Source organism: Neobacillus sp. BF23-41 (assembly GCF_041106275.1).
Window position 1 is genome coordinate 25,357 of record NZ_JBGBPR010000002.1, and the last position, 24,168, is coordinate 49,524.

Here is a 24,168-nt window from a genome sequence, read left to right on the forward strand (position 1 = left end):
CCTCCTAAAACAATTTAGTGACGCCCTGCAGAATACCAGGAAGATTCACTTTTACATTTGTTTCGCCTTCTAAATAAGGCATACTTGTTACCCATTTACCATTATCTAAGTTAAATTGCTTTTGTTTCGCTTCAATTTCTTCATCTGTCAGCCATTGTAATGTATTTGACGGGCAAACACTTGCACACATTGGCGGGATGCCATCCTTTGTACGGTCGATACAAAGATCGCACTTGTACATTAAATTTTGCTCTGTATCAAACTTTGGTATTCCATACGGGCAAGCAATTGTACAGTTTTGGCAGCCAATGCACTTTTCTACTAGAGCCGAAAGAACGGCTCCTGTTTCATGGATTTGGATCGCCTGGGCTGGACAGCTTCTTGCACAAGCTGGATTCACACAGTGAAGGCACATCAGAGGCATCGTTTGACGGTTAACAAGCGGATTCACATCGTAAACATAGTTACGGTTACGTTCCTCATGCCCTCCGCACTGCGTACAAGCCGCCAAACACGAGCGGCACCCTATACAGTTTTCAAGTTCGAGATATAGCCTCTTTTTCATTTACTGCACCTTCTTCATTTCTAGTTTTTCAATCTGAGCGGCACACGCTTTGAATTCCGGCATCCGTGACATAGGATCAAGCGCTGCAATCGTTAATAGATTAATAGATTTATCGTGACCAAAATGGTAGGGAACAAATACGGTATCTTTTCGAATGGCTTCAGTGATTTTCACTTTATATTTCGCTTCACCTCTACGAGTAAAGAGGCGAACAAATTCTTCGTGTTCAATGTTATATTTATCAGCAGTTTCTGGATGTACTTCTACATACGGCTCTGGGCACATATCGCGCAAGAATTGGATCCGGCGGGTTTGGTTTCCAGATAGATAATGGTAGACGACACGTCCTGTGGTTAAGCGTAATGGATATACTTCATCAGGCTCTTCAGCCGGTGGACGATATGGCAGGGCACAGATTTTTGCCTTTCCATCTGGATGATAGAACTTTTTATCTAAGAACATGTGGGGTGTTCCTGGATCATTTTCGTCTTTACATGGCCAAAAGACACCATCTTGCTTTTCGATTTTATCCCATGTGATACCATAGTAGTCGGCATAGCCGCCTTTAGAAGCTAAACGGAATTCATCCCCAACATCGCTTGCTGTTTTTAAATGTGAGAAGTATTTTCCTCTGCCTAGACGCTCACATAATTCCACTTGGATTTGCCAATCTGGTTTCGATTCTCCCAGCGGTTCTTGTGCCTTGTTAATTTTAATACAACGTCCTTCAAGGTTGGTTACTGTTCCTTCGTCTTCAGACCAAGTTGTGGTTGGAAGAATGACATCCGCAAACTCAGCTGATTCAGATAAGTAAAAGTCTGCACACACCATAAAGTCGAGATTTTTCATTTGTTCACGTACATAATTTAGATTTGGAGCCGATACGGCTGGATTGGAGCAAAGCAGGTACAAACCTCTAATTGTTTTTTGCTCCATTAATTCGAACATTTCATAAGCAGAAACACCCGGTTCCGGCATTTCTTCGGGTTCAATTCCCCATACTTTGGCAACTGCCTTCACGTGCTCTGGATTTGTGATTTTACGATAACCAGGAAGGGCATCTGCTTTTTGACCGTGCTCCCGGCCGCCTTGACCGTTCCCTTGACCAGTAAATGTAGCAACTCCTGCTTTCGGGCGGCCAATTTTCCCTGTGACTAAGGCCATGTTTGTGTATGCTGATACGTTATCAACACCTTTATGCTGTTGCTCAATTCCTCGGGCAAACATGACAATGGCATTTGGTGCTTTACCGTAGATTTCTGCTGCACGTATGATTTTTTCTGGTGCAACCCCAGTAAGCTCACTCGTATATTCAGGTGTAAATTCTTTTACCAATTCTTTTGTTTCTTCAAAGCCATTTGTATGGTTATTTACGAATTCTTCATCCGCATAGCCATTTTGAATAAGTAAGTTTAGAATTCCATTGGCAAGGGCTAAGTCTGTTCCTGGTCTTAAATCTAAGTGAACATCTGCTCTCCTGGCAATTGGTGTTTCACGCGGGTCTGCTACAATTAAGTAGCCTCCTCTTTCCTGGACTGCCCACACACGGAACATCGAAGTTGGGTGACATTCTGCTGTATTGCTTCCTGCAATAAACAAGCAATCCGTTTCATGAAGATCTGTCCAAGGCAGGGTTGATCCTCGGTCGACTCCAAGGGATCTCAGAAAGCCACCTGCGGCACTTGCCATACAGAATCGGCCGTTGTAATCAATGTAACGAGTCTGTAAGCCGACACGGGCAAACTTTCCTGATAAATAACATTTTTCGTTTGTCATCGATACACCGCTATAGACACTAAGTGAATCCTTACCATAATTTTTTTGAAGCTCTTGAAATTTTTTCACGATTAAATCATAAGCTTCATCCCAGGTTGCCTCACGAAAGCCATCTTTTGTTCCCTTTAGTGATGCATCATCACGAATTAGTGGTTTTAAAATACGATCATCATGGTTGGTTTGCTGGTAAGCAGTAACCCCTTTGGGACACATTTTGCCGACCGTTACCGGCCAGTCATATCGAGGCTCCACCCCAATTATTTTATTTGTTTTTGTATTTACCCGTAAATTCATCCCGCATTGCATCCCGCAATAACTGCAATGAGTTTTTACAAGCGTTTCATTCGGATGCCGAACATTTTCGACTTCTTTGAAAAATTTATCTCTTGGGTTCCGAAAATTATCCTTTTGCATTCTGGTTTGCCTCCTTGACCTTTACTTGATGAGTTGCGAAGCCTGAGAATCTTGAAATTCTATATTTTCTGCGACATGGCAGGCATAGTTCAGCTAGATTAAAGCCATCTTGCATATTGAAGTCGATCTCGTTAGCGCCTAATACTTGAATAACATCACTAGATTGTTCCACTGATACAAAATGATCGCCGCACACCTTACATTTCTTCATTTGCTGCTCAGCATAATGTTCACGGTAATTTCTTGCGAATACACTCATTGGACGGAATGGAATATGCGCTAGCTTTCCAAACGGTAGATAAATTAACGTGACGATTACGGAAAATTGATGAATCAGTGACATTTGCGGCTGCATCCAGCCATGCATGACAATGTTTTGAAAGGTTAGTAAAAGCCCGGTTACAGATATAAATAACAATAGATAAAGTGGTAAAAAATCATACATGAATTTTTGTTCGGCTCTCGCCTGCATGTTTCCTAAGCGACGGTATAGCGCCATGCACACACCCGCAGTCACCATGATAGCTGCGATATTCAGTGCATTATAGGAGAACCATGCAATAATTCCTTCGGCTTTAACCTGCATGACGTTCATTCCAAATAACACGATCGTATAGTATCCATTGTCTTCCATCGTAAAATACATCCAGCTGAATACGAGCGGAAAGGTCACCAAGCACGCAAGGACACAGCCCCAACCGATTAAAATATGCTGTACCCATCGGTAAATCCCGCGATTTCGGATAAAATCGTAAATGGCTAAATGATTAACAGCCGTTTTCGGAGTACTCTTTCGAAATAAAAGCTTTAAGCCTTTTTTAATAAAAATCTTGGTCGGTGGTCTCTCGCCCCAAGCAATAAAGCGGTAGAAAAATCCGCCGATAAAGACGATTGTTCCGACCATATACCCATAAAGATTCAAGTCAACGTGCGTAAACATTCTTGTGCCAATAAAAGTTAAAATAGCGAGTCCGGCAATAGTTAAAAACATTGATTTAGCAAAATGTGAAGCAAAGGCATCATTGACCGAGCTTCCTGTTTTTTTATTTGTAGCAATATTTGATTGCATCCTCTAGTCCCTCCTAAAAAAAATAACACCACCGTTTTTCTTACTCTTATTGTAAGAAAAACGGTGGTGTTATAAATATCAGGGAGTTCCCCTATCATGGAAGGGAAAAACCCTTAGAAATATTATTTTAGACAAATGTTTGTCACATCTAGTATTAAGATCTATCTTTGAGTGTACTTTTTTCGCCAGGAATATAGAAGAAGCAATAAACCAATTAGTATTTGCAAGGTAAAAAGTATTGCATCCCAGAATGGAAGCGAGGACGGTCCTTGAGAAAAACCAGGAAGAATTCTTTTCCATGCAAATAATAATTGGGGGACATAAAAAAATGTATATATGCTAACTGTCAGTATGACTCCGACAAAATAAAAGGTTGAATATAAAAAAACTATCTTTTTTTCTCCCTCAAAAACAACCTCTTGTATTGATGGTGAGTTGAGAAATGAAAGCCTCTTCCTTATCGCTTGCTGGGCATTTTCCATTAAGTTATAGCAGCCCGATACATTTTCAATCACGTAATATAAATCGGTTTTCATATAAATGAAGCCTTGGTAAACCATTCGAATAAATGTATCCAAGACCACTACATTCATAACACCCAGGAAAATCTCTGACCCATTTGCAAAAATTAGATGGCTAATTAATGCGCATGAAAGAATAAGTGTATCAAAGCAAAGGCCCGCCAGAAATAAAACATTCCGCTTATTAGAAGGAAGTTTCCAAACCGATGACATATCAGTCTCAAGGACAACAAGTATTAATCGATGCCCGACCTCCAGCTTAGTCGGAAGATTTTGAGCCCTCATCGCTAAAATGTGGCCAAACTCATGAATAAAGACAAGGATAATCGTTATTCCCAACCAAGTCGGGATATTCAAAATCATTAAATCAAAAACAAACAAATCCTTATAGTGCGGAAATAAGCTTGGATGGGATAGAAGGATAAACACATTAACTAGCAATAAAGTGAAATAAACAAGGTATGCAGCCTTATTAAAGAAAAACTCCCCGATCTTTGGTGAAATCCATAAAAGGCCTAAGTCTTTCTTTTTCTTTTCCTTCAATTCAACTTTTACACCATCAACTTCACCTATCAAGCCCATAATTAGTAATTGTTCGGCAAAATCGAGCATATCTACTTCATCAATAGGATATTTATCTTTAAGCACCTGTTCAATTTCCTCTATCGACCCACCATTGTTAATTAAATGGATTGCATCAATACAAACCCTCGGCATCTCATAAAACTCGCCTAATGCAATATCTTCAACGATATAATGTTTTTTATCCTTGCGAATATTGACTGGGACCAACAAAAGATGTGAATGAAGTGTTAGGTTCATATTAACACCCTTTATCTCATATTTTATCATTAGGCTGTGTTAAACTTGGCTGTTGATTTCCGCTCCAGGCGCTTCGCTTTCCGCTGGCGGTCCGGGGAGCCTCCTCGGCGCAAAGCGCCTGCGGGGTCTCCCCTGCCCCGTCCTCCCGCAGGAGTCTTCGCGCCTTCCGCTCCAATCAACTTGGCTGTAAAATCAACAATGACCTTTAACACAGCCTATCATTAAGAAAGGATGCTTAGCTTTTCGCTAGCATCCTTTTTTTTAACCTTTCCAACCAGGAACAAATTGACACCACCAGCAAGTTGTTTTTACCTTTTTCAGCTTTCGGATTTTCATAAATCCACCTCCTTAGGAAATTCCCATTCTTTTAACCAGGGATATTTTTCATGAAATTTAATCCATGCTGGATATACCTTTTTGAATTCTTCCACTAACATGGGATCAAATTGGGAACCTTTTCCGTCAATGATGCGTTGATAGGCTACTTCAACTGGCATTGCTGCTCGATAAGATCGAGAAGATGTCATTGCATCAAAAGCATCTGCAACTGCAGCCACTCTAGCAAGGAAGGGGATTTCTTCTCCTTTTAATTGATCAGGATACCCTTTACCATCCCAACGTTCATGATGCGAACGAATGACAGAAAGACTACCTTTAATCCCCTCGACATTATCAACTGCTTCAGCACCAACAACTGGATGTGATTTTATTATTTCAAATTCATCGTTTGTCAGCTTCCCTGGTTTCATTAGAATACGGTCAGGGATATGAACTTTTCCTATATCATGTAATAAACATGCATAATAAAATGATTTTTGCTCATCTTTGGAAAGCTTACCTATTTCCTTTGCTAACAACAAAGCATAACTGGCTACTCTTTCACTATGTCCCTTAGTATACGGATCCTTTAACTCCAGAGTAGCAATAACACCTTTTACAATTCCTTCTAATTGTTTGTCGTATGAAGTACTTATAGCTTTTACGTATCCCTGAAAACGAACTAATAAAAAAAATGCCATGATAGACAGTACAGCTATTAAAATAATTGGGATTATTACATAAGATGTCTTTAATATAATACCAACGAATAAATATCTTGCCGTAACACCTAAACTTACTAGCCAAAAATATTTTCTATTAAGGAAAAGAGGTAGTGATAAAAGTAAAAACACTTCTATTAAATTCCCACTTTTGTAAGACGCTCCCCTTCCATAGAAGGATAAGATATCCACAATAAAAGTAACCAATAGATAGCTTGTAAAAAATACGTATTTTATTGAAGCTTGCTTATTCCGCTTATTTAAATAATATGCTATTGGAATTAATATTATTAAAAGGACATAAGTTAAATAAAAAAATTTACTAGGCGGGCCCACTTCTTCATGTTCTATGAAGGCTGGGAAAAGATAGTAATAAAAAAAATCATAACCTACAAGAATTATATAAAAAAATAAAAGAAACCATTTAACAGTTCTTATTTCTTCATTAGGTAACATAAACTCCTCCATGTATCTATCCCATTGTACTTTCCATAAAAGCCTCATAGAAATGCTAATATAAAATATTTTTACTTTTTTCAATCTATACAAGAAATTACAAAATCTATTAATGTTCAGTATTCCTCTACATTATATATCATTGATAATACCCTTGAAACACTTTATTTTGATACATTTTGTATAATTGTAGAACTATTTATCTATTTGTAGTATCGGTAAAGTTACAATTACTCGTGTTCCTTTATCAATAATACTTTTAATTTTCATCGCACCCCTGTGGTCCTTAATTATTTGATCTGTAACCATTAAGCCTAAGCCTGTTCCATCCGTTTTTGTAGTAAAAAATGGTTCTCCAAGATTTAGGATATTCTCATCAGCAATTCCACACCCCTCATCTTGAATTGAAACGGACAGTGTGCGTTTTTCTAATACTTTAACACGTATTTCTATCCTACCGCCCTCAGGCATTGCTTCGATCGCATTTTTTATCAAATTAATAAATACTTGTTTTAATTGTTTATCATCACAATCAAGAGGTGGTAATGGGCCAGCCATTATTGTTTCAACAATTACTCCTTGTCTTTCGGCCTGTTGTTGCGTAATAGATAATGTATAAGCAATTATTTCTTCAATACTTGCCTTTTCAAATTTGATTACTCTTGGTTTTCCAATGTACATCAGATCATTAACAATGGAATTAATCCGGTCGATTTCCTGTATCATAATGGGGTAATAATCGTTTGTGTTTGGGTACCGTTCCTGCTGCAGTTGTGTAAAGCCCTTTAATGATGAAAGGGGATTACGTATTTCATGGCCGATTGCCGCAGCCATTTGACCAATAACAGCCAGCTTTTCTTTTTGTCGTAGTTCTTCGTAAACGGTTGTCAAGGTTTGAATATAGGAATTAAAGCGTATCACTAAAATATAGGCTATCACTGATAAGATGACATAGATAACTGTTGGAATTAATACGTTTAAATCTTGTAAAATTAATCCTAATAATAATTCCTTCCCTATCATCCCTAGTGAAACAACCCAGAAATATTTGTTATTCACAAAAATGGGACAAAACAGGATAAATAAAACCTCAACAATATTACCTGAACCAAATGAATCTGTTGTTCCCAGATATTTCATCAAGTTATCAATAATATCAATACCAATGTAACCTATGATGTAGATATATTTTACTACGTAAGGATTCCCCTTTTTAAAAAAATAAATAGCAATCGGCAGCAAACAAAAGATTAGAATATATAACCATACTCCCAGACCAACCTCATTTGTATCAAAAGGATTTACTTTCTTATTTAATTTAGGCCTAATATAAAAATAGAAAATTTCAAATGAATAATATAATAAATTAAACAACCATAAAAATAGAATGATTGCCTTTCTTTCTTCAAATATAAGCTTAGGATTGTTGATGCCTTCTTTCATGTTAGTTTCTCCTCAATCTGATAATCCGAAAAATTTGTAATTAAAACCTGCCCCTATTTTATCATCTTTCTTGAGTTTAAATGACATTATTTACGTTCAATCGATGAATTTCGACATTTTTCGATAGCAGACAACAAAAAAGGGCTTACTATAGGTAAGCCCCTTCTCTTTTTTATTCAATTAGCTAACTTTTTTCAACTGATCCACTGTTTTATTTAAGGTTGAATGTTTACGTCCATACCCGAAATAAACGAATAGTCCGATCACAAGCCAAACTCCGAAGCTAATCCAAGTCGTTTTTGGTAACTGAATAATTAAATACCCACAGAACACAAAAGCAAGAATTGGAATATAAGGTACAAATGGAACCCGGAAGCCTGTTTTAGGTGCTTGTTTATTTTTTCGAAGATATAAAATCCCCACTGCAACCGTCATAAAGGCAAAGAGTGTTCCGATATTTGTTAGTTCTGCAAGTTTGTTTAATGGAACTAAACCTGCAAAAATCGATACTAGCAAACAAATAATCCATGAATTCACCATTGGTGTCTGCTTGTTCTTATCTACTTTTGAAAATACTTTTGGCAATAGGCCATCACGGCTAATCGCATAAAATAAACGAGATTGTCCATAAAGTAAAACCAATAATACTGTTGTAATACCTGCAATCGCACCAAGCGAAATAAAACCAGCCACCCAATCCTGATGGATATAATTAAGAGCAAATGCAACCGGGTTTTTCACGCCTAACTCTTGGTAAGGAACGATTCCAGTAAGAATGGCAGAGACAATAATATATAACACCGTACATACTAGTAAAGATGCGATAATACCAATTGGCATATTCTTTTGAGGATTTTTCACTTCTTCAGCTGCAGTTGATACGGCATCAAAGCCAATATAAGCAAAGAACACCGTTGCAGCTCCAGCTGTAATACCTGAAAATCCAAACGGCATAAATGGCGTCCAGTTTGAAGGCTTTACATACCAAGCGCCCACACCTATAAATAACAAAACAACGACTAACTTTATAATTACCATAATCGTGTTAAAGCGAGCAGATTTCTTAACACCTTGTGTTAATAGCAACGTGATGATTACTATAATAAGAATTGCCGGAACATCGATAAATGTGCCGTTTGCAGGATCATATGCACTTGTGATTGCTTTAGGAAAATGAATACCAAAGCCAGCTAGAAGCCCTTGTAAATACCCTGACCAACCACTAGCAACAGCAGATGATGCGAACCCGTATTCAAGGATTAAATCCCAGCCCAATATCCAAGCAATTATTTCACCGAAGGTAGCGTAGCTATACGTATACGCACTCCCTGAAACCGGTACAGTGGATGCAAATTCCGCATAACATAGGGCAGCAAATACGCACGCTAATCCAGATAAAACAAAAGATAAAATAAGTGCAGGTCCTGCATGTTCAGCAGCTGCCACACCAGTTAATACAAATATTCCAGTACCTATAATAGCTCCAATTCCAAGCATGGATAAATCAAAGGCACCTAAATCTTTCTTTAAAATTATATCTTTTTGCCCAGCTTCTTGTATAAGATCCTTTATTGATTTTTTTCTAAATAAATTCATTGGTTTACCTCCACGAAATGATGGCGGAATGTTCTGAAAAAACAGTTCGCTAAAAATGTATATCGAAATAATATAATTATTTTAGTGAAAAAGCAATATTTTTTGAAAAATAAAACTATTTGAAGATTATTCCATGGAAATTCAAGTGATGGAAATACTCCACCTCAATCTTTTATTAATTAGTAGAAACCTTTTCTCAAAGGTTTCTACTATCTTGATATAATTAATATAATTCCCATTATTAATGAATATTCATTTCCTAAATAACAAAAAAACAGATTCCTCGAAGAAATTGCCCTCCGAAGTAATCTGTTTCGTTTTTTTAAGCTACATTTCTTTCAAGCTTAATCCGCGGTGAATTCCACATAGTGATCCATTTTCTAATAGCAGTCACCATAATAATCATACCAAGTGCTAACATAATAATAGATAAAACCCCATTTAAGACACTATAGCCTGCTGCTGCAGAATTTAGATAAACATTTTTCACCATCCAGTAGCCCGCATAGTTTACAGTTACAAAGAGATAAGCGAGCGGTACCAAGCATGTAAGCATATATCGACGTTTATCAGCAATGCTCAGTATTACTGTTGCACCGATAATTAGACCGATGGATGCCATTAGTTGATTAGAAACACCAAACAGCGCCCAGACGGAGCCAATATCACCCGAGAAGAGTAGGTAACCCCACATAAAACATGCTAATGCGCTGGCAAAAATTGAACCCGGAAGCCAATCTGTTTTCTTCAATGGCTTATAGAATTCACCGAAAAAGTCTTGGATTAAATAGCGAGCAACGCGTGTTCCAGAGTCAATGGCTGTTAAGATAAATACAGCTTCGAACATAATAACAAACTGGAAGAAGTAAGATGATAATTTTGCAAACCATGGAATGGCTGTGAAGACATAGGTCATACCTACTGCTAATGTCACCGCACCTCCGGTTCTACCTTCAAGATTAATGCCAATTTCATTGGCAAGTTTCGGCAGCTCCTGCACTTGCATGCCAAGTGTTTTAAAGACTTCAGGTGTTGAGTTAATCGCAAAATAGTCTCCAGGCTGAAGGGCTGTTGCCGCAATCAATGCCATGATTCCAACCACACATTCTACAAGCATGGCGCCAAAACCTACCACTTTTATATCAGACCAACGATCAAGCATTTTAGGAGTCGTACCTGAACCTACGAAAGCATGGAAACCGGAGATCGCTCCACAGGCAATCGTAATTGAGATAAATGGCCATACAGGACCACCTAATACCGGACCTCCGCCTGATGTGAATTTTGTGAAAGCAGGCATCTCAATTGCGGGATTGATAATGAATACTCCTATGATAAGTGCAATAAATACGCCAATTTTCATAAAACTGCTCAAGTAATCACGTGGTGCAAGTAAAAGCCATACTGGCAACGCTGCTGCAAAGAAAGCGTAAATTGGTAGTATAATAGCTAATGTTTTTGTATCTAATGTCAGCCAATCACCTAATACCGTATTTTGAATGGACGGACCAACAAACACTCCGACCATAAGGAGAATAAAACCTATAGTCGATGTTAATTTCAAGTTGCCGGTTTTTTTATAAGCGATCCCAACAAACATCGCGATTGGAATCGTGATTCCCACTGAGAAGGTTCCCCATGGATTGTGTTCAAGTGCATGAAGAACAACCATTGAAAGACCTGCCATTGTGATGGTAATAATGAACAACATGGCAAGACCCGTACAAAAACCTGCAACAGGTCCAAGTTCATCCTTCGCTACTTCTGATAAGGACTTTCCTTTTTTTCTCATCGATGCAAATAGTACCACCGCATCATGAACTGCCCCACCAATAACAGCCCCAATTAACAGCCAGAGTAGACCAGGCAAGTAACCAAATTGCGCTGCAAGGATTGGACCTACAAGCGGGCCTGCCGCAGCGATTGCTGCAAAGTGGTGACCAAATGTTACCCATTTATTGGTTGGAACATAGTCCTTACCATCGTTTAATTCATGTGCCGGTGTCTGCTTTGAATCATCTAATTTTAAAACCTTTGCTGCCATGAATGTTCCGTATAAACGATAAGCAATCATTAAAATACAGATCGAACCAATTACAATTGAAACCGCATTCATATTATTCTAACCTCCTATATTCATACTTCACTTGTCTCTATCTTAGCGAAAGAAAACGCCAACATAGGGTTTTCAAGCTAAAATGCAAGGATTAGACGATGAAAAACAAGAATAATAGAATGAAATACAAAAAACAGCTTCTTAAAAACCAAGAAGCTGTTTTAGCTCTTTTGTATAGGTTCTGCTTACTGGAACCTTTTCTCCATCCTTCATAATTAAGTTGTAGGTAGAATTAAACCAAGGCTCTATCTCAATAATGGCATCGACATTAACTAAATAAGCGCGGTGGACACGAATGATCGACGAATGCTGCAGCTTCCTTTCGAAAGTGATTAGCGCATCACTGACAGAGTACTTTGAGTTCCCTGTCGCAATGACTGTTTTCCCTTCATTTGTACCGATATAGAGTATGTCACTTATGTTTACGATAACAATTTTTTCATCAATTGTTATCGCAAGCCTTTCAGACCTTTCGTTAACAAAATTATTTTTCTGAATTGAAAAAGGAATAGCTTGTTTTTTATATTCGATAAGTTTATAAAGCTTCTCAATTGTTTGTAAGACTCTTTTTTCATCAAAAGGCTTTAAGATGTAATCAACAGCATTTAATTCAAAAGCCTTAAGGGCATATTCATCAAACGCTGTCGCAAATACAATTAATGGAGGGTGATCAAGTTTATTAACAAGAGCTGCAATTTCGATTCCACTTTCATCAGCGAGCTGGATATCTAAAAAAATAACATCAAGTTCTAGATTGCTTATTTTTTCAAATGAGCTTTCTACACTATCAGATTCCCCCACTATTTCAATCTGTTTGCTTCGTTTAAGAAGATAGGTCAGCTCATCTCTAGCTAACGGCTCATCATCCACAATAAAAGCCTTTAACAACATCCTCACCCCACTTTTGTTGTGTTAACGGTAGTGTAATCGATACTTTCGTTCCTTTATTAAGGATACTTTCAATTTGAAAAGAAGCATTTTGACCATAAATTTCTTCAATCCTTTTTTTGATATTCCAGAGCGCTGTTCCTGTCCCTCCAGATGAATCCACTGTTTGGTTTCCCAGTGTTCCAAGCAGCTCTGCTGAGATACCCTTTCCATCATCTTCAGTTAAAAGGACCATTTTCTCCCCTTCCTGGAAGGCACGGACTTTTACGGTTCCATGTTTCGCCTTTGGAAAAGCATAACGAACTGCATTTTCAACAAGCGGCTGCAATGTAAAAGGTGGAACTAGTACCCTTTCTAGCGGTGGTGAAATATCCAATTCAACATGATAACGGTTTGGAAAGCGTGCTTGCTCAATGGTTAGGTAAGCCTCAATATGTTCGAGTTCTTTTTCAAGCGGTATTAACATTTGCCTTGCTCCCTGTAGATTACTTCGGAAGAAGGTACTTAATTTGATTAATAGACTCCTAGCTTTATCGGCATCTGTTCGAATAAGACTTGAAATCGTATTAATAGCATTGAATAAGAAATGTGGATGGACTTGTGCTTGCAAAGCCTTAATCTCCGCATCTTTTAATAATCTTCTTTGCATTTCCAGCTCCGCCATTTCTAATTGGACTGAAAATAGGTTACCTAAACCCTCTGCCAACTCTTGTTCAACCCGGTCTAGTTTACTAGAATCAGTGAAATACAGCTTCAGTGTCCCGACTGTTTTTGCATGGACCTGTAAAGGTAATACAATGGCTGCTTTCAAAGGGCAGTTTGGGTTAAAACATTGAATTTCATGAACCGATTTCGCAATTGTGATTTTCCCTTGTTCCAGCACCTTCTTCGTTAATTCGGTCGCCATGTTTCCTGATGGAATATGATGGTCTGAGCCTGTACCGACATGGGCAAGAACATGGGACTGATCTGTAATCGAAATGGCATCCGCATTGGTCCAATGGAGAATAATCTCCGCTGCCTTTGTACAAGAATCCACATTTAAACCTTGGCGAAAAAAAGGGAGAGTCTGGTTGGCGATGTATAAGGCTTTATGTGTTTGAAGTGCTTTCATCCGCTCTTGTTCTTGCAGAATTTCCTGGATTATCAATACAAAAAGAAGTGTCCCAAACCCATTAATCGCAATCATCGGGAAAGCAATTACCTCTACAAGATGCAGAGCCTCATTAAATGGTCTTGCTTGTAAAAGAATAATCCCCATCTGGGCACATTCCATTAATATCCCCATGACAACAGCCTTCCAAGGCGAATTCCCCTCTTGAATCTTAAAACGCTTACTTAAAATTCCTGTGACAACTCCAGCCATAATCGTTGACAGGGCACAAGCAGCAGCTGTAAAACCACCTAGGGTCAACCGGTGTATACCGGCAATTAAACCGACCCCAATTCCAACAATGGGTCCGCCAAGTAAGCCGCCTATCGTTACACCCATAATTCTAGTATTTGCAATGGCACTTTCACTGTCCATATTTGTCAACCAGTCCTGGGAAGTAATCGTCCCATGTTCAATCTTTACTCCTGTATAATTACTAATAACTCCAAAAGTTCCGAAAATAACGATCATAAATATTTTTGCGGTAATACCATGTTCGTTATGAATGATTTGACGGAATGATTTCATCCTCGAGAGAAGAAACGCTACAATGATAAGAATACCGACACGTTCAAGCATGAGAGGCAATAATTCGAGCATGGTATCTCACCTTTCGTCTTTACTTTTCCCTACTACTATATCAAAAAAATAAGCCAACCATCCTAGCAATCGGTTAGCCTTGATTATTAAAAATTTACCAATGCTGTTTTTTGACTGCCAGGAAGGACCATCCTTACCTCCGTCCCAACTCCCGGCTTGCTCTTGTAAAAGACTTTTCCGTTCATTGTTTCAATAATTCTTAAGGAAACGGATGTACCTAGCCCTGTTCCCATATCTTTTGTTGTATAAAACAAGGTTCCAATCCGTGCTAATTGCTCTGGTGTCATTCCCTTACCAGTATCCATAATTAATATAGACGCTTTATTATTATCGGAATTGTTATGTATTGTTACTTTCCCACCATCAGGGGTTGCTTCAATTGCATTTTTAATTAGGTTAACCAGCGCCTGTTTTAATTGGTTTCGATCAGTGACGAGTGTGAACCCGGTTGAGTCAAGTTCGCTTTCAAGCCGCACTCCTTGTTTGGCAGCTAGTGGCTCCAAAAGCATGACAACTTCTGCTAACACTTCTTTTAACGGAAACTCTTCTATTTTTTCAAATTTCGGCTTTGCAAAATTTAAATAGTCATTAATAATCGACTCTGCCCTACCTAATTCGCTCAAAACAAGTGAAAGATATTGATAATTTTTCCCCTTTTCATCCTGCTGCATCAATTGAAGGAATCCCTTCACCACAGTTAATGGATTTCGAACCTCATGAGCAATGGATGCCGCAATTTCCCCTAGTGTATTTAGCTTTTCAGCCCGCTGAATCTCTTTCTGCATTCGACTTCGTTCGATAATCCCCTCAACAAGCTTTGCCTCCAGGGCAATTGCCCCTGTTTGAATGAGGGCAACAAGGAAGAGGTCAGGAATATTAAAATCTAGTTTTAAGAAATTCCCCTCAAAATAGCGAAACGTGGTAAGCGAAATATAACAAAGGAGCAGGGACCATCCACATAATAAAGTTGTGAGAACTAACCTTTTATTTGGGGTATAACTAAAAAACCTTTTGTTTAAGAGGAACGGGACAAGAGCCGTTAAAAGAGTATTTACTAGGCCAAAAACAACTGTTTCGCCCCCCATTAAGATGCGTGCGCCAAGCAGGGTCGTTACAACCATCCCTCCCGCAACTGGACCTGCGTAAAGAAAGGCTAGTATAAGAGGAACATAGCGGAGGTCCCAATTAAATCCATAGTTCGAATACGAAAAAATCATACAAGTAAGTGCAGCAATGCTTTGAAGCAAACCACATAAGATTGGATAATTAATTTTGCGCTTATTTTCAATTAATATGCTAAAAAGTAGGACAGGTGCTAATGAAATTAATACATTCAAAAGAAGTTTTTCTGCAAGCATCGTTATTCCTCCAGGACAATACATCTATATCCCTAAAAATACGACAAAAATCGTCTTTTTCCTTTAAAAAATCACAGTTTTTTTCTTTTTTAGTGTACTTTCCTTCCGTATCCTATAAGTAAAATAGCACACGTTATTGTGCGCTATTCACATCTATCGAGTTTTCCCCGTGAAACTCCCATAATAAACATAACATTTTCGGTCTTCGTCAATTTCCCTTGAATCAAGGGCGAATTCTAGGAACCTTCCGTCTCTCTGAATGTAAATAATATCGGAGTGAAGGACAACCAAAACTTCTTCATGATTCCAAACATCTTTTTTCTCGATCAGGTCGGACCTGTTTCTCTGAAGCTCTCTAACTTCAAAACCAATATGGGAATACTGTTCTTCAATTATGTCGTCATAGGATGACTTTTCTTTTTTCAGGTAAAGGACAGCCGTCCCGTCTGGATCTATGGCTGTGGCCGTTACCACATACGTTTCGGATTCTTTGACGAAGTATTCACATGTCATTCTTGCTACTGCCTCACTAACTGTTAAATCTAAATAGCTCCAAAGGGCAGGAAACTTTTGATATTCATCATCCAATCGATATTCCAACCTCAAATTTCATCCCTCTTTCATTTTTTCTTTTATTTTACCATTGTTTTCCTTAGGTTTACTTTTATAATTAAAATATAAATTCAATAAGGAGCGTGAAACGGTGAAGAAAACCCAATGGTTAGTGACTGGTGTTATCACTTCCCTCATAGCCGGAACACTTTCTGCCTGTTCAGACGACCGCCCCCCAAAGCCCGATGACAGCAGGTGCCGAGACTGGGACTGGGATGATGACCAAGGGGTATGGCAATGTGATGATACCCACTCGTCTCATTATGGTCATTTTTTTTACGGGGGAAGCTATTATCGAAATAAATCATCACTTTTGAAATCCTCCTCTTACAAGTCATACAAATCCTCTTCAAGCTTTAAAGGAGGATTCGGCAGTGGTTCAAAGGGTGGATTTGGAGGTTAGAAATGTCGAATTATTCTACGAATCGAAAGGTGTTTTATTCGCAATTCCCAACCTTTTGGTCAGATTTATACGAGAGCGAATATAGTCTTTACCAAGTTTATTCGATAACGGAACATACATCCTGCCTTTTAAAAGAAGCAACAGAACGCATGGGTCACATTTTTTTCAAAACCGCCCGCCTGTTACGGAGTCTTACTGATGAACAACTCCTTGAACTTGGGTATCCACCTGTAAGTCTTCCATTTTTAAGGTTGAAAAACTTCTCCCCTGAAACCATTATCGCTCGGTTCGATTTTGTGTTAACCAAGGATGGATTCAAATTAATTGAATTCAATAGTGATACACCGACTTTTATTGTGGAATGTTTTCATATGAACGGAATGGTTTGTTCAGAGTTTGGTTATTTGGATCCAAATGAAGGAGGGGAACGCCTGCTTTCTTCCGGTATTACACGCGCAGTAATCGAAGCATCAAAAGGAAAAAGGAAGGCTAACATTGTGTTCACAGCCCACTCTGATCATATCGAAGACTGGAATACCATTAAATATTTAAGCAAGTTATGTCAGGTTAAAAATCGGATCGTTCCATTGTCCACTCTCCGGATTATAGACGGTACTCTTGTCGACGATGAGGGTATACCTATTGATGTGTTGTACCGCCAAACCTATCCTCTTGAACATTTGGTTGACGATCGGGATCCTATAACAGGTGACCCGGTTGGAATCGAATTATTGCAACTAGTCAAAGAAGGCCAACTCTCTATTATAAATCCTGTCTCAGCCTTTTTGTTGCAGCCGAAATCCATTCAATGTTTAATTTGGGGATTAGCAGAACAGGGAGCATTTTATACAAAAGAAGAGCAAGGATGGATTATGAAATATATGCTGCCTACCTATCTTGAAGCAGATGCATTTAAGGGACAGCTTGACTATGTTCAAAAACCATCCTTCGGCAGAGAAGGAGATACGGTGACAATTTGGGATCAACACTCCAATATTACCGCTCAAAATTCCTTTCAAACCTATAAAGAGGAAGTTTCGGTCTTTCAACAGTACGTCCCTCTCCCTACTGTTTCATTGGAAACAGAAAAGGGAATCGAGGTACTTTCATTAGTGTTCGGATCTTTTCTCATTGCCGGAAAGGCCGGAGGTATCGGCATTCGGGCAGGTGGAAAAATCACTGGCAACGAATCTTATTTCTTACCAGTAGGTTTAAAAAACAAGGGGGAATGAAAATGACGAATTTCTTATTATATTTAGCAGTTTCACTTGGTCTTTTATTCTTAGGACTGATTCTTATGGAAGTAACAACAAAGGTCAAAGAGTTCTCTTTAATGGCAAAAGGAAATAAGGCAGCAAGCTACGTCCTTGGGGGAAGGCTTCTAGGTCTTGCCATTGTTTTGTATTCTACTGCTGCCAATTCTATTTCTCTAACGGATATGGCCATATGGGGTGCAATCGGAATTGTGGCTCAAATTGTGGTTTTTTACCTGGCCGAATGGCTTACACCTCGTTTTAACGTCAGTCAAAGCATAGAGGAAGATAACCAGGCAGTCGGCCTTTTTCTAATGCTGCTTTCGGTTTCCATCGGCATCGTCATTGCTGGGTGCTTAACTTATTAAAAAAAGCGCAAGCGCCTTGCACAGGGGCGACAGGCATAAGAGGAGCCGGCGTGAAGGTTGCTTTTTACCTTCAGGACGGATTGGCTTATGACCCCGAGCCCCTAGGCGCTGGAGCTAGATTGAAAAAAACGCATCTCGAGATGCGTTTTTTTATAGTGATTTATATGTATTCTTATCGCATATCACGAACAATTGAGCCTCTTTCGATAGAGGTTCATTCCACTTTTTCAATATATTTAGATCACTCCGGTCCGCAATGAGCTGGGCCCCTTTTTGCTTTAGGTGCTCGTACGCATCTCCGTATGTTTTCCAGTCGGACTTAACTTCAACTTCCCATAAATCACTGCCCCCGTCTCCATCCTTTCGGCTTAATAACTGAGTAAAAAGATGACTTGCCCCTTTTGCCTGCGCCGATTTTGCCATCAGGTTGGACACCGATTCATGAGAAAGGATAAATTCATCAATTTTGACATGTTTAAAATTGCCGACATGCTTTTCATTTAGAATTTCTGCAATCGTATAAATATTTTTTTCCGTACCTTCATCATAGCGCTCGATGGAGGAAGCGGTTAAAAGCGTTTTACCATCCGCTAAATCTGGGTTGTCGATCCCATCTGGGGCAAAGAGCAAAACTGCTTTTGATCTTTCAATTTTTGCTCTTTTCAATGTTTCTTCATCTGTGGGGCTCCCCTGGATATATAAAAACCGCTCATGTTCATATGGTGTCTTCTCTAATTCATCAATTAGTACGATTTCTGTTTTTTCATCTCCAATAAACAGCTCTTTTATCGTGTTTTTGCTTTTGACAGTCCAGCCGATAATAACGTAATGATTTTCTCCTTTAAAAGACATTCTTCCTTCCTCCTTCATCCGTTTGTAGCGTGACACGGCATCGACGATCATCCCTATAACCGTACCAAAAAGCCCGATACCTGCAGTATAGACAATGACCATCGCCCAAACTCTCCCCAACAGTGTCGTCGGATACACGTCCCCGTAGCCAACCGTGGTCATCGTGGTAAGAATCCACCAAATAGCATGGAAAGTATTTTCAAATGTTTTAGGCTCTAGTATTCTCATAACCTCAGCGTTTATAAAAATATAAAATGTCGTAAATAACAGCACCGTACGATACCGATACTTAGCTGCCGTAAGAAACAACCTTCGAAAAAGTATCATGGATAAACCTCCATTCTCTCACTCCCGTTATAAGAGTTTATAGAATTTATATTTCTGCTATATCTTTGGTTATTCCTCTAAAGAAAATAGTTTTATTATTATTGTTGACAAATAGGCACCAGTCCTGTAATATTAGTATTTGTGCTTCACATTTAATTGTAACTTGTAAAAGATAAGATAACGCAAAGTAAGAATTTTTCTGGCATTCTGCTTATGTTTTAAAATTAAAACTTATTCACACTGGATCGGCTTCGGAGCCGTTAGGATGTAAGAGAGGTAGGGCTTACGTCGTTTAGGTATAAAACCTTCAGGTGGAAAAATAACCGCGGCAAACTTGTTTTTATAAACAATGATTATTATATAAGTTTTTACCTTGCGATTGCTAACAAGAAGTACAACCAATCACAAGTTACGATACGTATTCATTAAATGAATAAAACTAAGAAGGCAGAGGGATATTTCATCCCTCTGCCTTCGCCCATTTTAGAACATATTTACTAACTTTACTTCCAAAAAGTCCAAAACAAAAGGCCTGAATCGTTATCAGGCCCTTTTCATTTTATTTTTCGATAACAATCGCTTGTTTACCCATCTGCTCCCAAGCTTTAATAAAACTGGCGCGATTTAATTTCTGATTCTTTTCACCGTAAGGATTGTTAATATAAATATAATTTTCATCGTAACCTGTAATCGCTACACTATGTTCACTAAAGGTAATTTTGATTTGTCCTTCCGGGGTGTTCCACGTTTGAAAAACAGAAACTGGAGCAAAGTTGGACGTGGTAATGACCCAAACAGGAAGTCCTTGACCTACTTTTTCTAATACATCATCAAACGAATGATTTGTTAAATTAACTGCTTTATCATCGACATATTTTTGGGCGAGTTCGAATACGGGACCGTTATAAACTCCTAGTCCTGGTCCATGTGCCATATCGCCGACAAATCCGGCATTCGGATTACCCTTTTTACCGTTACTATAGTTTAACGGAACTGTTTTAATTTTTTCTGCTAACTCATTTTTAGTCACTTTTACACCGTGATAATTAAGAATCATCGCAAGGCTTGTTACCTCACAGCCGTTGTAAAGTATAGGTTGGTCCATTTGATTTATTAATGGTACATCTAGGATGATACTATCTGGAATACTCGGTGCCTCTTTTGCGAGAAGTGCCACTATCCGGGTTTTTAATGGAGCGGCTTCGGTGACTTGTATCGCTTCTTGACGATCAAACTTTACAGCTAAAATCGTTTTAGCACTAATAAATAATAGTAAGACAACTAGAATTGCAATTAGTATTTTTTTCATATATGAATGTACCATTCCTTGTAATAGACTTTGTTGACTGACAATTGGTAATAGTAATATACTACTATATTACCTTACTAAAAAACAATAAAGGAAAGAATTTTCCAATTAATGATAATCTTTAAAGCTTAAGTTTTCCTTAAAAAAAGTCCCTTTAGTAGTTTGCACTAAAGGGAATAGGTTAAATTCGTACCTTATTATGGTTAATTTTTCGAATTACTTGATTGATTACTTCTGAAAAAACTAATCCAAAGGCGATGGATCCTGCCAGCATGAGGACTTTTGCCGCCAATGCTATCGCTGAATTATAATCGTTCTCAACAAAATTCCGCATCGCATCATAGGCCAGGCCTCCAGGCACAAGCGGAATAATTCCAGCTACACTAAAAATAATCACTGGCGTTTTATAGAACTTTGCTAATTGTTGACTGATGACAGCAATAAAAATGGTCGCAGCTAATGTTGCTAAAATGGCGTTATTTGAGTAGTCTTCTAGCTGGAAATAAATTAACCAGCCACCCATTCCTATCAGTCCGCACTTCACTAAGGATTCTTTCGGTGCATTAAATAGAATTCCAAAGGCACCTGTTGCAATTAAGCTTGTTAATGCCTGAGCAAGAACAGCCACAATAAATACACCTCACTTCACATAAAAGATAATACAACCGCAATCCCTGCCCCAATCGCAAATGCGGTTAGAAAAGCTTCCGCCCCCTTTGATAACCCCGATACTAAGTGACCCGCCATTAAATCTCTAATCGCATTGGTCACTAAAAGCCCAGGAACTAATGTCATCACCGAGCCAATAATAATTTTATCTAATTGCTGACCGACTCCAATTTTCACAAATAAAAATGAAAGCAATCCAATTACAAACGATGCTAAAAACTCCGAGAAAAACTTGATTGGGACAAAGCGATGAAAATATACAAAGCTTAGATAACCCATTCCGCCTGAAATCATCGCTGGAATAAAATCATTCCAGCCTCCCTCAAACATAATCATAAAACAACCGCTGGCGAGTGACGCAGCGGCCACTTGGAACCTAAAGGGAAACGTTAAATTAAGGGAGTCAATTTCCTTTAGATTTTCCATAGCTTCTTTTAGATTGACTTCTCCACCTGTAATTTTCCTTGAAATGCTATTCACCATAGAGACTTTTTTCAAGTCTGTTGACCGCTCCGATATTCTAATAAGCTTGGTCTTCGTGGGCTCTGTTCCTTCTGCTGAAAAAATAATTCCGGTTGGAGTTACGTAGCTATGAGTACTTTCTATACCAAAGGCTGCAGCAATGCGCATCATCGTATCTTCTACCCGATAGGTCTCCCCGCCGCTTTGAAGCATGATTTTCCCCGCTAATAAGCAGACCTCCATAACTTCATATGTTTGTTCTACTGGTTTTTCCATTTATCTCACCACACACAATTCTACATTTTTACTTAGTTTAAATTAAAACAAACGTTTAATCAAAGTTGACTTGCAGTTTGCAAGATTTCCTGTAAACGGAATAGGAAAAAATCCAATATTTTATAAATATGATAAATGTTATCAATTATTTCTATACAACATATGCAAACTTGTTATATAATATTATATAATGACCTATTGAATCGAAAGGAATTTTATCGATGAAATTAAACAATTCAATTTCAACACCTTTATATGACCAATTAAAACAAATACTGAAGGAGGCCATTGATCAAGGAGTTTATAAATCAGGGGAAAGACTTCCGAATGAAACGGAATTATGTGAGTTATATGGCGTTAGCCGAATAACAGTAAGAAGAGCGATTCAGGATTTAGCAGAAGAGGGTTTTTTAGAACGAAAGCAAGGGAAGGGAACTTTTGTAACGCGAACCAAAATTGCCCGAGAATTGGTTTCTATTGATGGATTCTCAGATTTTAGTAAACAAATTGGCAAAAATCCTTCCAAGCGAATTCTTGCCTGTGAAGAAATGAAAGCTACTCCGGAAATTGCCGAAGCACTTCAAATCGCCATTGATTCACCTGTCTTAAAGTTGGTCCGGATCATGTCAATCGATCAACAGCCTTTTACTCTAGATATCGCCCATTACTCGTTAGAACGCTTTCCCGATTTGACTGCACGATTCACAGAACATGCATCAACCTATGAAGTTTTGAAAAACATTTACCACATCAATATCAATTCTGGAAAAAGCAAAAAAATAATTACAGTTACTCCTGCTTCAAAATTTGAAGCGGAACATTTGGACTGCGAAATTGGTGAAACACTTTTTAATATTGATAAAACCGTTTACGATGAAACAGGCGTTCCGATTCATATTTCAAATTTCAAAACACAAACCCAATTAATTGCCCTTACCATAACAACTTAAGAAAAAAAGGAATGAATGGGTATCCATTTCATTCCTTTTGTTTTTAGAAAGTTAATTGTCTACCAAACCCAAATGCACCGTTCACTTCACAAGTTCTTGCAGCAATCTGTGCCGCTGCTTTCAAAGATTCCTCAATGGTAAACCCATTAAAGTGGTTGGTTAAAAAACCAGCAATGAAAGAATCCCCTGCACCTAAAGTATCAATCACATTCGCTTCTTCAATTCCCTGTTTGTATCGTTTGTTATGATGAGACATAATTACGCCCTTAGAACCTCTTGTGATAATGATAAACGGCGTTCCAAGTCCATGTATTTTACGGAAGAGCTCTTCTAGTTCAACTTCTGTAAAATCACTTCCTGAAATAAACGCAAACTGGATATGAGGGCAAACCTTTTCTAATTGTTCTGTTGTAAAATGATTAGAGAAATCATAGGAAACGGGTAAATGTTGTTTAAGCAATGGCAATTCTTCCTCTAAATGACTATATATACTGGTATGTACCACATCAAACGCTTTGATGTATTCATAGTCATCTACGGATAGATTAAGCTTGAGTTTAGCCTGAACACCGCCTTTATTTGATTTAATAAAGATTCGGTCCCCTTCCACATTTAGATCAACATATGCTTTTCCACTTTCCCCAACCGCTCTTCTAACATGACTAGTTTCTATTAAGTTCTTGTTTAAAGAATCTAAGATATGATCCCCTTCCACATCCGTTCCAACAATACCTATAAATGCCGCGGACTCCGCTCCATTTTGTTTAGCTAAAACAGCAACATTTAAAGCATTTCCACCTGGAAACATTTCATTACGATCCTGGTAAATATCAACAACATTATCGCCTATTCCAATAATTTGCATATTTC

The 24,168-nt window shown here is 38.4% G+C and carries 21 protein-coding genes and 1 pseudogene; 4 read left to right on the top strand and 18 right to left on the bottom strand.

Features of this window, described 5'->3' with window-relative positions; translation table 11 throughout:
* Positions 1-4: 4 nt before the first annotated feature.
* The 13 genes and pseudogenes from AB7942_RS03310 to AB7942_RS03370 all read right to left on the bottom strand — a co-directional run bounded on the left by AB7942_RS03310 (position 5) and on the right by AB7942_RS03370 (position 16,423).
* On the bottom strand, positions 5-565 hold the full coding sequence (locus AB7942_RS03310) for a 4Fe-4S dicluster domain-containing protein (protein WP_007086371.1): 561 nt from the start codon (positions 563-565) through the stop codon (positions 5-7).
* Positions 566-2,755 (bottom strand): molybdopterin oxidoreductase family protein, encoded by a 2,190-nt coding sequence (locus tag AB7942_RS03315; RefSeq protein WP_369445779.1) that lies wholly within the window; start codon positions 2,753-2,755, stop codon positions 566-568.
* On the bottom strand, positions 2,742-3,824 hold the full coding sequence (locus tag AB7942_RS03320; protein WP_335399510.1) for a hypothetical protein: 1,083 nt from the start codon (positions 3,822-3,824) through the stop codon (positions 2,742-2,744). Before AB7942_RS03320 ends, AB7942_RS03315 begins: the two co-directional genes overlap by 14 nt.
* A gap of 3 nt (positions 3,825-3,827) precedes the next feature.
* Positions 3,828-3,884, bottom strand: a pseudogene (locus AB7942_RS03325) (hypothetical protein); the annotation flags it as partial.
* 101 nt (positions 3,885-3,985) lie between these two features.
* Complete coding sequence (locus AB7942_RS03330; protein WP_369445780.1) at positions 3,986-5,167, bottom strand: hypothetical protein; 1,182 nt, start codon at positions 5,165-5,167, stop codon at positions 3,986-3,988.
* A gap of 332 nt (positions 5,168-5,499) precedes the next feature.
* Complete coding sequence (locus AB7942_RS03335) at positions 5,500-6,663, bottom strand: HD-GYP domain-containing protein (RefSeq protein WP_335399515.1); 1,164 nt, start codon at positions 6,661-6,663, stop codon at positions 5,500-5,502.
* Between the two features lie 195 nt (positions 6,664-6,858).
* Entirely contained in the window at positions 6,859-8,106 is a 1,248-nt protein-coding gene (locus AB7942_RS03340) for an ATP-binding protein (protein ID WP_369445781.1), read from the bottom strand.
* A 180-nt stretch (positions 8,107-8,286) separates the two neighbouring features.
* Positions 8,287-9,702, bottom strand: coding sequence for a branched-chain amino acid transporter BcaP (gene bcaP / locus AB7942_RS03345; protein WP_369445782.1), 1,416 nt, complete (start codon positions 9,700-9,702; stop codon positions 8,287-8,289).
* Between the two features lie 322 nt (positions 9,703-10,024).
* Complete coding sequence (gene cstA / locus AB7942_RS03350; protein WP_335437264.1) at positions 10,025-11,818, bottom strand: carbon starvation protein CstA; 1,794 nt, start codon at positions 11,816-11,818, stop codon at positions 10,025-10,027.
* Between the two features lie 141 nt (positions 11,819-11,959).
* On the bottom strand, positions 11,960-12,706 hold the full coding sequence (locus AB7942_RS03355) for a LytR/AlgR family response regulator transcription factor (RefSeq protein WP_369446127.1): 747 nt from the start codon (positions 12,704-12,706) through the stop codon (positions 11,960-11,962).
* Positions 12,681-14,459, bottom strand: coding sequence for a LytS/YhcK type 5TM receptor domain-containing protein (locus AB7942_RS03360; protein ID WP_369445783.1), 1,779 nt, complete (start codon positions 14,457-14,459; stop codon positions 12,681-12,683). Before AB7942_RS03360 ends, AB7942_RS03355 begins: the two co-directional genes overlap by 26 nt.
* A gap of 86 nt (positions 14,460-14,545) precedes the next feature.
* Complete coding sequence (locus AB7942_RS03365) at positions 14,546-15,817, bottom strand: ATP-binding protein (protein ID WP_369445784.1); 1,272 nt, start codon at positions 15,815-15,817, stop codon at positions 14,546-14,548.
* Between the two features lie 153 nt (positions 15,818-15,970).
* Positions 15,971-16,423, bottom strand: coding sequence for a hypothetical protein (locus AB7942_RS03370; protein ID WP_369445785.1), 453 nt, complete (start codon positions 16,421-16,423; stop codon positions 15,971-15,973).
* A gap of 97 nt (positions 16,424-16,520) precedes the next feature.
* On the opposite strand from AB7942_RS03370, the gene AB7942_RS03375 reads away from it, so the two are divergent.
* The 3 genes from AB7942_RS03375 to AB7942_RS03385 are packed head-to-tail and all read left to right on the top strand — an operon-like array spanning position 16,521 to position 18,453.
* On the top strand, positions 16,521-16,832 hold the full coding sequence (locus AB7942_RS03375) for a hypothetical protein (protein WP_088085754.1): 312 nt from the start codon (positions 16,521-16,523) through the stop codon (positions 16,830-16,832).
* Between the two features lie 2 nt (positions 16,833-16,834).
* Positions 16,835-18,064: a glutathionylspermidine synthase family protein gene (locus AB7942_RS03380; protein WP_369445786.1), complete on the top strand. Its 1,230-nt coding sequence runs from the start codon at positions 16,835-16,837 to the stop codon at positions 18,062-18,064.
* A gap of 2 nt (positions 18,065-18,066) precedes the next feature.
* On the top strand, positions 18,067-18,453 hold the full coding sequence (locus AB7942_RS03385) for a DUF350 domain-containing protein (RefSeq protein ID WP_335399531.1): 387 nt from the start codon (positions 18,067-18,069) through the stop codon (positions 18,451-18,453).
* 150 nt (positions 18,454-18,603) lie between these two features.
* On the opposite strand, the gene AB7942_RS03390 is transcribed toward AB7942_RS03385, so the two are convergent.
* The 4 genes from AB7942_RS03390 to AB7942_RS03405 form a co-directional block, all read right to left on the bottom strand.
* Positions 18,604-19,632 carry a potassium channel family protein gene (locus AB7942_RS03390; RefSeq protein WP_369445787.1) on the bottom strand — a complete coding sequence of 343 codons (1,029 nt, stop codon included), beginning with the start codon at positions 19,630-19,632 and terminating at the stop codon, positions 18,604-18,606.
* Positions 19,633-20,191: 559 nt separating this feature from the next.
* Positions 20,192-20,941 (bottom strand): C39 family peptidase, encoded by a 750-nt coding sequence (locus AB7942_RS03395; protein ID WP_369445788.1) that lies wholly within the window; start codon positions 20,939-20,941, stop codon positions 20,192-20,194.
* Positions 20,942-21,122: 181 nt separating this feature from the next.
* Complete coding sequence (locus tag AB7942_RS03400; RefSeq protein ID WP_369445789.1) at positions 21,123-21,569, bottom strand: threonine/serine exporter family protein; 447 nt, start codon at positions 21,567-21,569, stop codon at positions 21,123-21,125.
* Between the two features lie 17 nt (positions 21,570-21,586).
* Positions 21,587-22,348 carry a threonine/serine exporter family protein gene (locus AB7942_RS03405; protein ID WP_098930124.1) on the bottom strand — a complete coding sequence of 254 codons (762 nt, stop codon included), beginning with the start codon at positions 22,346-22,348 and terminating at the stop codon, positions 21,587-21,589.
* A 221-nt stretch (positions 22,349-22,569) separates the two neighbouring features.
* Here AB7942_RS03405 and AB7942_RS03410 point away from each other — a divergent pair, with 221 nt between their 5' ends.
* Positions 22,570-23,298, top strand: a complete 729-nt coding sequence (locus AB7942_RS03410; RefSeq protein WP_369445790.1) for a GntR family transcriptional regulator — start codon at positions 22,570-22,572, stop codon at positions 23,296-23,298.
* Positions 23,299-23,341: 43 nt separating this feature from the next.
* On the opposite strand, the gene AB7942_RS03415 is transcribed toward AB7942_RS03410, so the two are convergent.
* Positions 23,342-24,163, bottom strand: a complete 822-nt coding sequence (locus tag AB7942_RS03415; RefSeq protein WP_369445791.1) for a PfkB family carbohydrate kinase — start codon at positions 24,161-24,163, stop codon at positions 23,342-23,344.
* Positions 24,164-24,168: the final 5 nt, after the last annotated feature.

Bases quoted from the DNA above. Each gene is read 5' to 3' on its own strand.
- AB7942_RS03310 (WP_007086371.1), bottom strand. From the start codon at position 565: ATGAAAAAGAGGCTATATCTCGAACTTGAAAACTGTATAGGGTGCCGC.
- AB7942_RS03315 (WP_369445779.1), bottom strand. From the start codon at position 2,755: ATGCAAAAGGATAATTTTCGGAACCCAAGAGATAAATTTTTCAAAGAA.
- AB7942_RS03320 (WP_335399510.1), bottom strand. From the start codon at position 3,824: ATGCAATCAAATATTGCTACAAATAAAAAAACAGGAAGCTCGGTCAAT.
- AB7942_RS03330 (WP_369445780.1), bottom strand. From the start codon at position 5,167: ATGAACCTAACACTTCATTCACATCTTTTGTTGGTCCCAGTCAATATT.
- AB7942_RS03335 (WP_335399515.1), bottom strand. From the start codon at position 6,663: ATGTTACCTAATGAAGAAATAAGAACTGTTAAATGGTTTCTTTTATTT.
- AB7942_RS03340 (WP_369445781.1), bottom strand. From the start codon at position 8,106: ATGAAAGAAGGCATCAACAATCCTAAGCTTATATTTGAAGAAAGAAAG.
- bcaP (WP_369445782.1), bottom strand. From the start codon at position 9,702: ATGAATTTATTTAGAAAAAAATCAATAAAGGATCTTATACAAGAAGCT.
- cstA (WP_335437264.1), bottom strand. From the start codon at position 11,818: ATGAATGCGGTTTCAATTGTAATTGGTTCGATCTGTATTTTAATGATT.
- AB7942_RS03360 (WP_369445783.1), bottom strand. From the start codon at position 14,459: ATGCTCGAATTATTGCCTCTCATGCTTGAACGTGTCGGTATTCTTATC.
- AB7942_RS03365 (WP_369445784.1), bottom strand. From the start codon at position 15,817: ATGCTTGCAGAAAAACTTCTTTTGAATGTATTAATTTCATTAGCACCT.
- AB7942_RS03380 (WP_369445786.1), top strand. From the start codon at position 16,835: ATGTCGAATTATTCTACGAATCGAAAGGTGTTTTATTCGCAATTCCCA.
- AB7942_RS03385 (WP_335399531.1), top strand. From the start codon at position 18,067: ATGACGAATTTCTTATTATATTTAGCAGTTTCACTTGGTCTTTTATTC.
- AB7942_RS03390 (WP_369445787.1), bottom strand. From the start codon at position 19,632: ATGATACTTTTTCGAAGGTTGTTTCTTACGGCAGCTAAGTATCGGTAT.
- AB7942_RS03395 (WP_369445788.1), bottom strand. From the start codon at position 20,941: ATGAAAAAAATACTAATTGCAATTCTAGTTGTCTTACTATTATTTATT.
- AB7942_RS03405 (WP_098930124.1), bottom strand. From the start codon at position 22,348: ATGGAAAAACCAGTAGAACAAACATATGAAGTTATGGAGGTCTGCTTA.
- AB7942_RS03410 (WP_369445790.1), top strand. From the start codon at position 22,570: ATGAAATTAAACAATTCAATTTCAACACCTTTATATGACCAATTAAAA.
- AB7942_RS03415 (WP_369445791.1), bottom strand. From the start codon at position 24,163: ATGCAAATTATTGGAATAGGCGATAATGTTGTTGATATTTACCAGGAT.